At 63.6% G+C, this 12,788-nt stretch carries 15 protein-coding genes and 1 other RNA gene; 7 read left to right on the top strand and 9 right to left on the bottom strand.

Annotated elements, in window-relative coordinates:
* Positions 1 to 61: 61 nt before the first annotated feature.
* Genes ACLIKD_RS15795 through ACLIKD_RS15770 form a run of 6 tightly spaced genes read right to left on the bottom strand, consistent with a single transcriptional unit; the run spans position 62 to position 4,203 of the window.
* Positions 62 to 1,756 (bottom strand): potassium channel family protein, encoded by a 1,695-nt coding sequence (locus tag ACLIKD_RS15795; protein WP_428825806.1) that lies wholly within the window; start codon positions 1,754 to 1,756, stop codon positions 62 to 64.
* Between the two features lie 9 nt (positions 1,757 to 1,765).
* On the bottom strand, positions 1,766 to 2,149 hold the full coding sequence (locus ACLIKD_RS15790) for a DUF6394 family protein (protein WP_226471640.1): 384 nt from the start codon (positions 2,147 to 2,149) through the stop codon (positions 1,766 to 1,768).
* 54 nt (positions 2,150 to 2,203) lie between these two features.
* Positions 2,204 to 2,866 carry a BON domain-containing protein gene (locus tag ACLIKD_RS15785; RefSeq protein ID WP_428825805.1) on the bottom strand — a complete coding sequence of 221 codons (663 nt, stop codon included), beginning with the start codon at positions 2,864 to 2,866 and terminating at the stop codon, positions 2,204 to 2,206.
* 2 nt (positions 2,867 to 2,868) lie between these two features.
* The gene (locus ACLIKD_RS15780; protein WP_226417199.1) at positions 2,869 to 3,456 is read right to left on the bottom strand and encodes a phosphoheptose isomerase; all 588 of its coding nucleotides are present in this window, start codon (positions 3,454 to 3,456) and stop codon (positions 2,869 to 2,871) included.
* 41 nt (positions 3,457 to 3,497) lie between these two features.
* The gene (locus tag ACLIKD_RS15775; RefSeq protein ID WP_428825804.1) at positions 3,498 to 3,863 is read right to left on the bottom strand and encodes an HIRAN domain-containing protein; all 366 of its coding nucleotides are present in this window, start codon (positions 3,861 to 3,863) and stop codon (positions 3,498 to 3,500) included.
* Positions 3,841 to 4,203: a YraN family protein gene (locus ACLIKD_RS15770; RefSeq protein ID WP_428825803.1), complete on the bottom strand. Its 363-nt coding sequence runs from the start codon at positions 4,201 to 4,203 to the stop codon at positions 3,841 to 3,843. Before ACLIKD_RS15770 ends, ACLIKD_RS15775 begins: the two co-directional genes overlap by 23 nt.
* Positions 4,204 to 4,213: 10 nt before the next feature.
* Here ACLIKD_RS15770 and rsmI point away from each other — a divergent pair, with 10 nt between their 5' ends.
* The 4 genes from rsmI to ACLIKD_RS15750 are packed head-to-tail and all read left to right on the top strand — an operon-like array spanning position 4,214 to position 7,341.
* Positions 4,214 to 5,050, top strand: coding sequence for a 16S rRNA (cytidine(1402)-2'-O)-methyltransferase (gene rsmI, locus ACLIKD_RS15765; RefSeq protein WP_226417196.1), 837 nt, complete (start codon positions 4,214 to 4,216; stop codon positions 5,048 to 5,050).
* A 28-nt stretch (positions 5,051 to 5,078) separates the two neighbouring features.
* Complete coding sequence (gene pyrC / locus ACLIKD_RS15760; protein WP_428825802.1) at positions 5,079 to 6,110, top strand: dihydroorotase; 1,032 nt, start codon at positions 5,079 to 5,081, stop codon at positions 6,108 to 6,110.
* Positions 6,111 to 6,121: 11 nt separating this feature from the next.
* Positions 6,122 to 6,562, top strand: a complete 441-nt coding sequence (locus ACLIKD_RS15755) for a hypothetical protein (RefSeq protein ID WP_428825801.1) — start codon at positions 6,122 to 6,124, stop codon at positions 6,560 to 6,562.
* Positions 6,559 to 7,341 (top strand): DUF3025 domain-containing protein, encoded by a 783-nt coding sequence (locus ACLIKD_RS15750; protein ID WP_428825800.1) that lies wholly within the window; start codon positions 6,559 to 6,561, stop codon positions 7,339 to 7,341. The genes ACLIKD_RS15755 and ACLIKD_RS15750 overlap by 4 nt, the downstream gene beginning before the upstream one ends.
* On the opposite strand, the gene infA is transcribed toward ACLIKD_RS15750, so the two are convergent.
* The 3 genes from infA to leuA all read right to left on the bottom strand — a co-directional run bounded on the left by infA (position 7,338) and on the right by leuA (position 10,492).
* Positions 7,338 to 7,601, bottom strand: coding sequence for a translation initiation factor IF-1 (gene infA / locus ACLIKD_RS15745; protein WP_226417193.1), 264 nt, complete (start codon positions 7,599 to 7,601; stop codon positions 7,338 to 7,340). The genes ACLIKD_RS15750 and infA overlap by 4 nt on opposite strands.
* A gap of 33 nt (positions 7,602 to 7,634) precedes the next feature.
* Positions 7,635 to 8,513 carry a transglutaminase-like domain-containing protein gene (locus ACLIKD_RS15740; protein WP_428825799.1) on the bottom strand — a complete coding sequence of 293 codons (879 nt, stop codon included), beginning with the start codon at positions 8,511 to 8,513 and terminating at the stop codon, positions 7,635 to 7,637.
* A 284-nt stretch (positions 8,514 to 8,797) separates the two neighbouring features.
* On the bottom strand, positions 8,798 to 10,492 hold the full coding sequence (leuA, locus tag ACLIKD_RS15735) for a 2-isopropylmalate synthase (protein WP_428825798.1): 1,695 nt from the start codon (positions 10,490 to 10,492) through the stop codon (positions 8,798 to 8,800).
* Positions 10,493 to 10,665: 173 nt separating this feature from the next.
* Here leuA and ACLIKD_RS15730 point away from each other — a divergent pair, with 173 nt between their 5' ends.
* The 3 genes from ACLIKD_RS15730 (at position 10,666) to rnpB (ending at position 12,765) form a co-directional block, all read left to right on the top strand.
* On the top strand, positions 10,666 to 11,133 hold the full coding sequence (locus tag ACLIKD_RS15730; protein ID WP_428825797.1) for an Lrp/AsnC family transcriptional regulator: 468 nt from the start codon (positions 10,666 to 10,668) through the stop codon (positions 11,131 to 11,133).
* Positions 11,134 to 11,248: 115 nt separating this feature from the next.
* A complete protein-coding gene (gene adhP / locus ACLIKD_RS15725) occupies positions 11,249 to 12,271 on the top strand; it encodes an alcohol dehydrogenase AdhP (RefSeq protein WP_226417189.1) in 1,023 nt (340 codons plus the stop codon).
* A gap of 102 nt (positions 12,272 to 12,373) precedes the next feature.
* Positions 12,374 to 12,765, top strand: an RNA gene (gene rnpB, locus ACLIKD_RS15720) — RNase P RNA component class A.
* Positions 12,766 to 12,788 lie beyond the last annotated feature (23 nt).

Raw genomic sequence — 12,788 nt, 5'->3', positions numbered from 1 at the left:
CTCTTCCCAGTTAATCAGGCGTCCGCCGCCTGTCCCCCCAATGCCGCCCGGCGAGTCGCGTCTATTGACTCGGCTGCATCCGGCGCAGGCGTTGCCACAGCCAGCTGCCTGACTGTTCCTGACCGGTAAGGACGTAGTTCAGCTCGTTCTCGTTGTGTAGCGTCAACGCCAGATTGCGTCGGGTGTCGAGCGGGCTGGCGAGCAGCAGGTGATCGTCGGCGGCGAGCCGGAAGTTGTCGTCGGGGAGCAGGAAGCATTCATCGCTGCGCTCGACCATCAACGCCACGGCAGCCAGCGGCTGCGTGCGGTCGCGGCCGTCGCGCAGGATTTCGCCCAGCCTGAACGGCGGGCTGTCGATCAAGGCCAGGCAGGCTGCCGGCGCTTCGGAAATGTTCAGCCGGATGCCCCAGACCGTTGGCGTCAGGCCATCGCACAGTCCCTGCAGGCGGACGACCAGGTGCTGGCTCCAGTCTTCGCTCTTGTCACGCAGCCGGGCGAGAAAACGGGCAAGCAGCGGGGTGGTCAGAATGGCGATGCACTCCTGAGCGACGATGTGGCTGGGGACCATCGAAAAATCGCCCCGGAAGGCCTCGAACAGCGGCGTGTTGGCATTGTGATTCTGCCGCGTCACGACGAAAAGTTGCGGATTGAGTTTGGCCGCGGTGACGGCGATGGAGAGATTGTTCACATCGTTGTCGCTGCCGGCGATGATGCCCGAGGCGGATTCGATCCCGGCCTGTTTCAGCGTGGCGGCCTCGGTGCCGTCGCCGACGATGCCCTGGCTGGCTTCCTTGGTGCTCGGATCGATGATGGTCAGCGTAACCCCGGCCGGTTGCAGGCGTTCCGCCACGGCCCGGCCAAAGCGGCCGTAGCCGCACAGGATCCAGTGACCGGCGGGCGGCCGGTGTGGTTCCGGGATTGGCGTTTCCGGCAGGCCGGTCAGCAGTTCGATCAGCCGGAAACGTTCCGGGGCGGCAACGGCCATCGCCAGATAATCGGCGAAGCGCTCGAAGGGGTTGATGATGTGGTCGGTGCCGAACGAGGCCATGTTGGCCTTGACGGCCGGGCTGCGCGAGCGGGCAATGACCGGGATGTCGGGATTGAGCAGGCGGACGGCGATGGCCACGGCGAGATTGCTTTCCTCGTCGTTGGTCACCGCCAGTACGCCGCGGCATCGCGGGTGCTTCAGGCCGGCCAGCAGCAGGTTGTCGGGCAGGCGGGCATCGGCGGCGAGGGCCGGGGTGTCGGTCTTGAAATCCTGCAGATCGAGTTCCTGGACGCGCAGTTCATTCTTTTCCAGCACGACGAAGGCCTGATTGAGGCGGTCGAAGTTATGGGCAATCAGGCTGCCGGTTTCGCCGCAGCCGCAGATCAGGTAGAACGGCTCTTTCAGGATGCGGACGCGCCGGGCAAAGCGGTTGGTCGTCAGCGTGTTCTGGAAACCCTTGTCCTGCAGCAGCGCGATCAGGGTGACCAGCGAATAGGACCAGCCGACCACGGTCAGATAGATGCAGACGATGACCCACAGGCGCTGGGCGTCGGAAAAGGCATTCGGAATCTCCCCGAAGCCGATGGTCGTCGCGGTGTAGCTGATGAAATAGAAGGCGTGGAAGAAACTGAGCGGGGCGGCCGGCTGACCGGCGGCATCGACGCCGGGGACCAGCGTCAGGCCGATCACGGAAATACCGTAGAGGGCGATCAGCAGAATGATCGGCGCCCGCATGCGCCGCAGGACGAGGAAGAAGGCGTTATTCACGCGCGCCTCCTAGCGGCGAAGCATCACGGTTTCAACGATGAGGATGACGACGGAAACGATGTTGGCGACCAGCGCCCCGCCCGACAGCGAGACGACGCTCGAGGTGACATGCATGGTCATGCCGGTGCCGGTGATATGTACGGCGACGCCCCAGGTGATCGCCGCCGCGATCAATTGCAGGTCGGCGACCAGGCTGGTCGCCAGGTGGATGGCGCCGATCTGCGTCCGGTCGCCGAACTTCAGGGCGGTGGCGATCAGGCTGACGATCAGCGCGGCGGCCAGTTCATAAACGCTGTGCACCACCGGGTTGGCGATGTCGCCGATGAAGAAGCCGAAATTGAGGGTGGCCGCGAGAACGATGAAAAAACCGAAAATGACCTTTTCCAGATTCATGCTGCCACCCCCGTATGGTTTGCTTCAGCGCGAACTTCGCTGATTCAGCTCTTTCTAGCGCGTTTCGACCGGTGCCGTCTGTGCCGGCACATTGCGGGCGCCGCCGACGGAACTGCTGTCGATGCGGCGGGTATCGGCTTCGGCGACCACTTCCATGATCGAGACTACCCGGCGCACGCCGTCCGTGGTCCGGGCGATGGCAATGGCGACCTTGGCTTCGCGGTCATTGACGATGCCCATCAGGTAAGCCACGCCGTTCTCGGTGACGACCTTGACGTGATTGGCCGAGAGCTGGTTGGAGTCGACCAGGCGGGCTTTCAGCTTGGAGGTGATGTAGCTGTCGTTGCTGCGGTTGCCGAGCGCCGACGCCGCGGCGATGTTTACTTCGTTGAAGACTTCCTTGACGCCTTCGACTTGCCGGGTCTGCTCGCCGATGATGCTCTTGGCTTCTTCGCTCGGCACTTCGCCGGTAATCAGCACGCGATGGTTGTAGGAGGTGAAATTGAGGTGGGAGAAGGCCTTGAACTTCTCCGGGACGCGCTGGGCGGCCTTCCATTCGGTGGTTTCGTCGTCGGCCTGGACGCCGGTCGACCGCCGGTCATGGGCCGACATCACGCCGACCGCGCCGCCGGCGATGATCGCCGGGACGCAGCCCTGCAGCAACGGGAACAGCGTAGCCAGCGCCAGTACGGCGACGGCGAGTTTGGTTTTTTGCATCATTAGACTCCCAGCAGAAGCGCGTCGATGCCATCGCACAGGCAATGGATGACGAGCAAATGGGTTTCCTGAATTCGCGCCGTCCGGTCGGCCGGCACGCAGAGATGGATATCGTCGTCGCGCAGCATTTCGCCGATCTGGCCGCCACCCTTGCCGGTCAGTGCAACGACCCGCATGTCGGCTTCGTGCGCCGACTTGATCGCCTCGATGACGTTGTTGGAGTTCCCCGAGGTCGAGATGGCGAGCAGGACGTCGCCGGCATGGCCGAGGGCGCGTACCTGTTTGGAAAAAATCTGGTTGAACGAATAATCGTTGCCGACTGCGGTCAGGATCGAGCTGTCGGTAGTCAGCGCAATCGCTGCCAGTTCCTGCCGTTCCGCTTCGAACCGGCCGACCAGTTCGGCGGCGAAATGTTGCGAGTCGCCGGCCGAGCCGCCGTTGCCGCAGGCGAGAATCTTGCCGCCGTTGATCAGGCTGTTGGTCAGTGTTTCGATGGCGGCGGCGATCGGGGCAGCCATCTGGTCGATCGCATTCAGCTTGGTGTTGGCGCTGTCTTCGAAGTGCTGGGCGACGCGGGCAATCAGATCCATATTTTTCAGTAAGTTGGGGCTGGTAATCGAAGCATTCTACATCACAGCTCGACGAAGACCTCGAACTCGACCCGCTGCCACGGGTTGGCGTCCTCGCGCAGTTTGGCAATGCGCGCCACCAGCCGTTCGCCCTGATCCATCGCCGCCGCAAGCATCCGGTTTTCGCGGCGCGGCACGTAACCCAACTGGTGGCCGCGCCATTCGACGCGGATGGCGTTGCGGTCATGGCGGTTGTCCGGTTCGCGGACCAGATCGAGGCGGTCGCCGACCCGCATCTGCGACCACTGCTCGCCGACCGCGTAATACTGGCTGCCGGCCAGCGGCGAGCTCTGGATGAGCAGCCGGACGCTCTCCGCCGCGGCCGGCGCCAGCCAGAAAAGCAGGCTAATCGTCAGCAGCAAACGCATTCCGTATCCATTCGAGGCGTTCGCCGTCGATCAGCACGCAATCGAAGCGGCAGTCGCAATCGGCCTTGCCGCTCAGATAGTGACGGGCGGCCAGGACGATGCGCCGGCGCTTGCTGGCGGTGATACTGGCGGCAGCACCGCCGAAGTCGCTGCGGCTGCGCTGGCGCACTTCGACAAAGACCAGGGTCTTGCCATCGCGGCAGATCAGGTCGATCTCGCCGCCGCGCACCCGGAAATTGCGCTCCACCACGCGCAGGCCGCCGCATTCGAGATGCCGTGCCGCGCGCGTCTCGGCTTCGCGACCGCGCGTCGTGGTGGTATCGTTGGTCTTTACCTGCATGCCTGAAAAAATGACGGAAGAATCCGCTGCATTGTATGTCGTCCCGACCCCGCTCGGAAACATGACCGATCTGACGCGCCGGGCCGAGGAAATCCTGCGTACCGTGCCCTGGGTCGCCGCCGAAGACACCCGGCACAGCGGGCCGCTGTTGAAGCAACTCGGCGCCAAGGCGCGGACCTTGCCGGCGCACCAGCACAACGAACATGAAGCCGCCGCCCGCATCGTCGAGCGCCTGTTGGCCGGCGAAGCGGTGGCATTGATTTCGGATGCCGGCACGCCGGGCATTTCCGATCCTGGCGCCCGCATCGTCGCCGCCGTCCGCGCCGCCGGTTGCCCGGTCATTCCGCTGCCTGGCCCGTGCGCGGTGACTACCGCGCTGTCCGGTTCCGGCCTGCTCGACGAACATTTTCTCTTCTACGGTTTCCTGCCGAGCAAGGGCGGGCAACGTCGGCAGGCCATCGAGGCCTTGCGCGAACACCCGTACGCCCTGGTTTTCTACGAAGCCCCGCACCGCGTGCTGGAAACAGTCGCCGATCTCGCCACGGTTCTTGGCGAACGCACGCTGGTCATCGCCCGCGAACTGACCAAAATGTTCGAGTCGATCCATTCCGGCCCCTTGAGCGAGGCGCTCGACTGGCTGAAGGAAGACAGCAATCGTCAGCGCGGCGAGTTCGTGCTGATGGTCTCCGGCGCGCCGGCCGATGCCGACGATGGCGAAGGCGAGCGGGTGCTCAAGCTGCTGCTGGCGGAAGGCTTGCCGGTCAAGCAGGCGAGCAAGCTGGCATCGGCCATCACCGGCGCGGCGAAAAATGCGCTTTATGAGCGGGCCCTAGCCCTGAAAAGTTAAAATCCGGCAAACCGTACCGAGACCGATCATGCAACTGACCATTATCCGCCCCGACGACTGGCATCTCCACCTACGCGATGGCGAAGCCTTGGCTTCCGTCCTCGCCCACACCGCCCGCCAGTTCGGCCGGGCCATCGTGATGCCCAACCTGAAACCGCCGGTCACCACCGTCGACCAGGCTGCCGCCTACCGGGCTCGCATCGTTGCCGCCTTGCCGGCCGGCAGCAGTTTCGAGCCGCTGATGACGCTGTACCTGACCGACAACACGCCGGCCAGTGAAATTGCCAAGGCGGCCGCCAGTGGTTTCGTCAAGGCGGTGAAACTTTACCCGGCCGGGGCGACGACCAATTCGGATGCTGGCCTGACCGATATCGCCAAGGCTTACGACGCGCTGACCGAAATGGAACGTCTCGGCCTGCCGTTGCTGGTGCATGGCGAAGTGACCGATCCGGCGATCGACCTGTTCGACCGCGAAAAAGTCTTCATCGATACCGTCTTGCTGCCGCTGGTCCAGCGTTTCCCGAAATTGAAGGTGGTGATGGAGCACATCACCACCAGCGATGCGGCCGAGTTTGTGACCAACGCACCGGCCACCGTCGCTGCGACGATCACCGCGCATCACCTGCTCTACAACCGCAACGCCATCTTCCAGGGCGGTGTTCGTCCGCACTGGTACTGCCTGCCGGTGCTGAAGCGCGAAACTCACCGCGCGGCGCTGGTCGCCGCCGCGGTGTCCGGCAACCCGAAGTTCTTTCTTGGCACCGACTCGGCGCCGCACGCCAAGGGCGCCAAGGAGGCGGCCTGCGGCTGTGCCGGTTGCTACACCGCCTACGCCGCGCTGGAGTTGTATGCCGAGGCCTTCGAGCAGGCCGGCGCGCTGGGCAAGCTGGAGGCCTTCGCCAGCTTCAACGGCCCGGACTGGTACGGCCTGCCGCGCAACAGCGGCACGGTGACGCTGGCCAAGGAAAGCTGGAGCGTGCCGGCCGATTACCCGTATCTCAGCACCGACCGTATCGTGCCGTTGCGGGCCGGTGAAACACTCTCGTGGAAAATGCTCTGAGGAATCGCATCATGCGTCTGCGCCATCTCATCCTGCCGCTGCTTGCCGCGCCGCTGCTGACCGCCTGCGTCAACGACGCCGCGACCTACGAAATCGACAATACCCGCGAGCATGTGCTGTCGCTGATCCGCGAGCAGCCGTATTTCTGGGACAACAAGGTTGAGCTCTTCCTGGTGGTCTCCCGGATGCCGGCCTGCATGCGCCGGCACAGTCTGGGCACCGGCACGGCGAAGAGCCGGGTCGAGGTCTATCAGGTGCCCTCGGGCGCCTTCATCATCAAGGTCGGCAAGCGGATGTTCGCAACCGAAACGCAAACCTGCGAGAGTTTCGCCAAGATGGACAGCGAGCCGCTGGAAGGCATGGGGCAACTGATGGGGGTCTTCCGGCTGAAGGATGGCGAACTGGTCTTCGCCAAGGAAGCGGCAGGCGGGGCGGGCGACGCCGAAGAGTGAGCGCGGCGCTCGCTTACGATTCACCGCTGTTCGCGCCGCTGCGGCGCTGGCTCGACCTCCTGCCATCGGCGCCGGAAAGCGGCGCCCTGGCCGAACTGGCCGAGCGCTTTCCGATCCATACGGCAAATGGTTGCCAGGTGCGTTTCGTGCCGCCGCAGCCGGATGGCCGGGTCTATGAGTGCCGCATCTGGGAGCGTGGCGAAGTCGAGACGCGGCGCGACAACTGGCACGATTTCTTCAATGCCCTGGTCTGGCTGACCTTCACCCGGACCAAGCTGGCCGTTAGCGCCAGCCATGTCCAGGCGATGACGCCGAGCGGCGCGGCGCGCGGCACGATCCGCGATGCGCTGACGCATTTCGACGAGTGCGGCATCGTCGTCGTCTCAAGCAGGCCGGAACTGCTCGACCTGTTGCGCGGCTTCGAATGGAAAAAGCTGTTCGTTGATCACCGTGCCGAAGTGCAAAGCGCCATGCGCTTCATCATCTTCGGCCATGCCACATACGAACAACTGCTCAAGCCGTTTCGCGGCCTGACGGCCAAGGCGGTGCTCTTCGAGGTCGGTGATGAGTGGCTGGGGATGTCGCTGGCCGACCAGCTGACTGCGGTCGACACTCGTCTGGCCGCTGATCTGGCCAGCGGTCGCTACCAGCGACCGCGCGACTTTCAACCCCTGCCTTTGCTCGGCATTCCCGGCGTCGTGCCGGAGAATGAAAACCCTGCGTACTACGACGACACGTATCAGTTTCGCCCCGGACGCGGAGCGCGTCGGTCGGCTTAGTAGCGGCGGCGACGCGGCGGTGCGGAGGTGCCGGTGCGGGTTTCGATGTGACGGAAGGTGATGCGGCCCTTGCTCAGATCGTAGGGCGAGAGTTCAAGCGTGACTTTGTCGCCGACCAGGATGCGGATGTGATTCTTCTTCATCTTGCCTGAGGTGTAGGCGATCAGTTCGTGACCGTTTTCCAGCGTGACGCGAAAGCGGGTATCGGGAAGGACGTCGTTCACGACGCCTTGCATTTCAAGTAGTTCTTCTTTTGCCAAGGATAATTCTCCGGTGATAAATGAGTTGGGGGGTTAAATAGCGTTGACTGCTGCGTCGGTCGATAGTGCTTCGCTTCGGTGACGCGGCAGTTCCCAGGGGCGGCCGGCTTCGGTGATGGCGCTGACCGTGATGACCGGCGGCGGTGAAGTGACGCTGCCGAAAATCGTTGCGTAGGAGACGTCGGCCGCATCGCGGCCGGTGCCCATGCGGACGAAACCCATCGGGATTGCCGTGCCGGACGGGTCGAACAAATACCAGCGATGGTCGAGAAAGACTTCGACGTAGGCATGGAAATCGGTCGGCCCGAGGGCCGGATCGGCACCGTAATCGATGCCGGTGGTAAAGCGCGCCGGGATGTTCAGGGCGCGGCAGATGGCGATCATCAGATGGGCGAAGTCGCGGCAGACGCCGACCCGGTCGGTCAGGGTGTCGAGTGCCGAGGTGTTCGAATTGCTGGTGTTGGAGCGGAAGGTGATCTGCTGACGGACCCAGGTCTGGATCGCTTCGACCCGGCGGTAGCCTTTCGGCAGATGGCCGAATTCCTTGAGCGCCAGCAGGCTGAGGCGGTCGGACTGGCAGTAGCGGCTGGGGTAGATGTAGGTCAGCGCCGACAGCGGCAACTGGGCGACCGGCGTTTCGCCGATGCTGTCCGGTTGGCCGACGTGATGGTCGATATCGACGGTGGCCTGGTAATTGACGTGCAGCGGTCCCGGGCCGGCGGTCAGGCGCAGGTAGCGGGCGTAGGTCGTCGGGTTGGTCTGGATCGTCGTCAGGACGGGCTGGCTGATCTGCAGTTGTTCGCTGATCACCAATTGGTTGGCAGTCTGGGCGGCGTGGATGTTGAAGACAAAATCGGTGCCGGGGTAAAGAAGTTCGTAATGGAGATCAATCGCGAACTGAATGCGAACCATGTATTTCCTAAAAATGACGCCGCCTGTTGTCCAGGTGACCACTGAAAACGACGCTGTGCGGCGGGAAATGGCGGGGTCGGCGGGCGGGCAGTTCGCGGAGCGAAGGCGCTGCCGGGGAAAAGGCATTTCCGCGGGGCAAAACGATGATTTGTAAGCCTTTCAGCTTAGCCCGACTATCTTACGCGCCCATACCCGAGGCGGCAAGGTAAATCAAGGGCAATCGTCGGATTCGTTGGCCGCCGCCCTCTCCGCCTGCGGGTAGAGAGGGCGAGGGGCATCGTGCATCAGGCCGCCTGGTGGAGCTCGCCGGCCGTCTGGCTGGTGCCGATCCGGTTGATGCCGCTGAGCAAGGCCTTGATCGAGGCGGTGACGATGTTGCTGTCGAGGCCGATCCCGTAGCGTTCGCCGCCATCCCGGCCGGCAATTTCCATGAAGGCGCAGGCCCGGGCATTGCCGTCTTCGCCGATCGGCGTCATCGAGCGCTCCTCGTAGCTGCGCACCTGGATGGCGAAGCCGGCGCCCTGCAAGGCGTGTACCGCGGCGTTGATCGGGCCGTTGCCTTCGCCGCTGAGGATGTGCGGCGTGCCGTCGATCTCGATATTGAGGCGGATGCCCTGGGCCTCGCCGTGCTCGAAGAGATGGTGGCCGAGGTAGCGGACCGGCGAAACGGTATCGAGGTAGGTCTTGGCAAAGAGATGCCAGATGTCGTCGGCACTGACTTCGCCGCCAAAGGCGTCGGTGTGCTGCTGGACGACGCCGGAAAACTCGACCTGGAGGCGGCGCGGCATGACGACGCCATGCTCGGTCTCCATCAAGTAGGCGATGCCCCCCTTGCCCGACTGGCTATTGACCCGGATCACCGAGTCGTAACTGCGCCCGAGGTCGGCCGGATCGATCGGCAAATAGGGTACGTTCCACGGCTGCTCCGCCTCTTGAGCGGAGAAGCCCTTCTTAATGGCGTCCTGGTGGGAGCCGGAGAAGGCCGTGAATACGAGATCGCCGACGTAAGGATGGCGCGGGTGGATGGGCAACTGGTTGCAGTGCTCGACGGTGCGGGCGACGGCATTGATGTCCGAGAAATCGAGGCCGGGATGGACGCCCTGCGTGTACATGTTGAGGGCGACGGTGACAATGTCCACATTGCCGGTCCGCTCGCCGCTGCCGAAAAGGCAGCCCTCGACGCGGTCGGCGCCGGCCATCAAGCCGAGTTCGGCGGCGGCGACGGCGGTGCCGCGGTCGTTGTGCGGGTGGAGGCTGATGATCACGCTGTCGCGCCGGGCAAGATGGCGGTGCATCCACTCGATCTGGTCGGCGTAGATGTTCGGCGTGGCGATCTCCACGGTGGTCGGAAGGTTGAGGATGACCTTGTTGTCCGGCGTCGCGCCCCAGGCTGCGGTCACTGCGTCGCAGACTTCGAGGGCGAAATCGAGTTCGGTGGCAGTGAAGGTTTCCGGGCTGTATTCGAGCGTGATCCGGGTTTCCGGCATCTCGGCGGCAAGCTGCTTGATGAGCTGGACGGCGCTCACCGCCATGGCGACGACCTCCGCCTTGCTCATCGCAAAGACGTTGTCGCGGAACGGCTTGGAGGTGGCGTTGTAGACGTGGACGATCGCCTGCCGGGCGCCCTTGAGCGATTCGAAGGTGCGGCGGATGAGGTGCTCGCGGGCCTGGGTGAGGACTTCGATGTTGACATCGTCGGGAATGTGCCCGCCGTCGATGAGTTCGCGGACGAAGTCGAATTCGGTCTGCGAGGCGGACGGGAAAGCCACTTCGATTTCCTTGAAGCCGATGGCGCAGAGCGTCTTGAACATGCGCATCTTCTTCTCGCCGTTCATCGGCTCGAACAAGGACTGGTTGCCGTCGCGAAGATCGGTGCTCATCCAGACCGGCGGCTGGGTGATGGTGCGGTTCGGCCATTGGCGGTCGACGAGATTGACCGGGGGAAAGGCGCGGTATTTGCTGTTCGGGTTGGGCAACATGGTGGGCTCCTGGACTCGGCGGTGCATTGATTGGATGAACGTCATGTTACGGAAAAACGCCCGGCAGGTGCTTGCGTATTGTGGTGTTGTTTCTTGTTGAAACGACATAAACTTGCGTATAAATAATAAATTTCAGAATAATCGTTCAATACTTAAGATTTGGTGAGAATTACATGCAACTTGACCGCTACGATCGGCAGATTCTCGACATCCTTCAGCAGGATGGGCGGATCAGCAACCAGGATCTGGCCGACCGCATCGGCCTGTCGCCTTCGCCCTGCCTGCGCCGGGTCCGGGCGCTGGAAGAAAACGGCCTGATCACCGGTTATCGCGCCCTGCTCGACGCCAAGAAACTCGGCCTCAGCCTGATGGCGCTGATCGGCATCTCGATGGACCAGCACACGCCGGAACGCTTCGCCAACCTGGAGGCGACGATCGCCGGCCTTCCGGAGGTGCTGGAATGCCTGCTGATCACCGGCCAGCAGTCCGATTACCAGCTGAAGGTCGTCATCCGCGACATGGATGCCTACCAGGATCTGCTGCTCAACAAGATCACCCGCATCCAGGGGGTGACCGGCGTGCATTCCAGTTTCGTGCTGAGGAAAGTGGTCGACCGGACGGCGCTACCGCTCGGCAGTTGAGATCGAGATGGCCGGACGGCCGCGGCTGGACTAGACTGGAGCTGATGCAGCACATCCCGGAACCGGCCGCTGCTGGTGGCTTGGTCCCGTCTGTAACCCAGTCGAGGAGATTGTCATGGCAGGAAAAATGAAAGCCGCTGTCGTCCACACCTTCGGCCAGCCCCTGGTCATCGAGGAAGTCGATATCCCGGCAGTGCCGCCCGGTCAGGTTCTGGTTCGCATCGTTGCCTCCGGCGTTTGCCATACCGACCTGCACGCCGCCGAAGGCGACTGGCCGGTCAAGCCGTCGCTGCCCTTCATTCCCGGGCATGAAGGCGTCGGTTTCGTCGCCGCGGTCGGCGCCGGCGTTACCTGGGTCAAGGAAGGCGACCGGGTCGGCGTGCCCTGGCTGCACACCGCCTGCGGTCATTGCGAACACTGCATCACCGGCTGGGAAACGCTGTGCGACAGCCAGCAGATGACCGGCTACACGGTGAACGGCGGCTACGCCGAGTACGTGCTGGCCGATCCGTCCTATGTCGGCAAGCTGCCCGACAATCTCGAATTCGCCCCGGCCGCCCCGGTGCTCTGCGCCGGCGTCACCGTCTACAAGGGCCTCAAGCAGCTCGATTGCAAGCCGGGCGACTGGGTGGTGATCTCCGGCATCGGCGGCCTCGGCCATATGGCCGTGCAGTACGCCAAGGCGATGGGCTTCCATGTCATCGCCGTCGATGTCGCCGACGACAAGCTGGCGCTGGCCCGTTCGCTCGGTGCCGACGAAGCGATCAACGCGCTGACCCAGGATCCGGTGCAACTCGTTCAGCAGCAGATTCGCGGCGCCCACGGGGTGCTGGTCACCGCCGTCTCGCGCGCCGCCTTCGGCCAGGCCGTCGGCATGCTGCACAAGCGCGGCACGATGTCGCTGGTCGGCTTGCCGCCGGGCAATTTCGAATTACCGATCTTCGATGTCGTGCTCAACGCCAAGACCGTGCGCGGTTCCATCGTCGGCACCCGCAAAGACCTGCAGGAGGCGCTGGAGTTTGCCGGTGAAGGCAAGGTTGCCACGCACTACAGCATGGACAAGCTCGACAATATCAATGCCATCTTCGGCCGCATGAAGGCCGGCGCCATCGACGGGCGGATCGTCGTCACGATCTGACGCCAGCCTAGGGCCGGGCCCCGGTAGACCACCGGGGCTTTGTTTTTGGCGGCCAACGATAGTCGGCAGTGGCGTCGCCGGGATGCGTATAATCCGCCCCGGAAAGTCGGCCAGGCAATCGCTGGGCGTCGGGGGCAACTTCGATGCCGGGAGGAAAGTCCGGGCTCCATAGGGCAGGATGCCAGTTAACGACTGGGTGCTATACGTCGCAAGACCAAGGCAACGGACAGTGCAACAGAGAATAGACCGCCGATGGCCCCGCAAGGGGATCAGGTAAGGGTGAAACGGCGAGGTAAGAGCTCACCGCGCTGGCGGTAACGTTCAGCGGCACGGTAAACCCCATCCGGAGCAAGACCAAATAGGGAAGCATTAGGCGTGGCCCGCGCTGCTTCCGGGTAGGTTGCTTGAGCCTGTCGGTGACGGCAGGCCTAGAGGAATGATTGCCGAACCCCGCAAGGGGGGGACAGAACCCGGCTTATCGGCCGGCTTTCCACACCATCACCGCCCGGCGCCGGCG

Origin of the sequence: Azonexus sp. IMCC34842 (assembly GCF_050368855.1) — a bacterium.
Classification (GTDB): domain Bacteria; phylum Pseudomonadota; class Gammaproteobacteria; order Burkholderiales; family Rhodocyclaceae; genus Azonexus; species Azonexus denitrificans_A.
This window is presented reverse-complemented; position numbering and strand designations above follow the sequence as displayed.

Coding starts and splice junctions, on each gene's coding strand:
- ACLIKD_RS15790 (WP_226471640.1), bottom strand. CDS start 2,149: ATGAATCTGGAAAAGGTCATTTTCGGTTTTTTCATCGTTCTCGCGGCC.
- ACLIKD_RS15785 (WP_428825805.1), bottom strand. CDS start 2,866: ATGCAAAAAACCAAACTCGCCGTCGCCGTACTGGCGCTGGCTACGCTG.
- ACLIKD_RS15780 (WP_226417199.1), bottom strand. CDS start 3,456: ATGGATCTGATTGCCCGCGTCGCCCAGCACTTCGAAGACAGCGCCAAC.
- ACLIKD_RS15775 (WP_428825804.1), bottom strand. CDS start 3,863: ATGCGTTTGCTGCTGACGATTAGCCTGCTTTTCTGGCTGGCGCCGGCC.
- ACLIKD_RS15770 (WP_428825803.1), bottom strand. CDS start 4,203: ATGCAGGTAAAGACCAACGATACCACCACGACGCGCGGTCGCGAAGCC.
- rsmI (WP_226417196.1), top strand. CDS start 4,214: ATGACGGAAGAATCCGCTGCATTGTATGTCGTCCCGACCCCGCTCGGA.
- pyrC (WP_428825802.1), top strand. CDS start 5,079: ATGCAACTGACCATTATCCGCCCCGACGACTGGCATCTCCACCTACGC.
- ACLIKD_RS15755 (WP_428825801.1), top strand. CDS start 6,122: ATGCGTCTGCGCCATCTCATCCTGCCGCTGCTTGCCGCGCCGCTGCTG.
- ACLIKD_RS15740 (WP_428825799.1), bottom strand. CDS start 8,513: ATGGTTCGCATTCAGTTCGCGATTGATCTCCATTACGAACTTCTTTAC.
- leuA (WP_428825798.1), bottom strand. CDS start 10,492: ATGTTGCCCAACCCGAACAGCAAATACCGCGCCTTTCCCCCGGTCAAT.
- ACLIKD_RS15730 (WP_428825797.1), top strand. CDS start 10,666: ATGCAACTTGACCGCTACGATCGGCAGATTCTCGACATCCTTCAGCAG.
- adhP (WP_226417189.1), top strand. CDS start 11,249: ATGGCAGGAAAAATGAAAGCCGCTGTCGTCCACACCTTCGGCCAGCCC.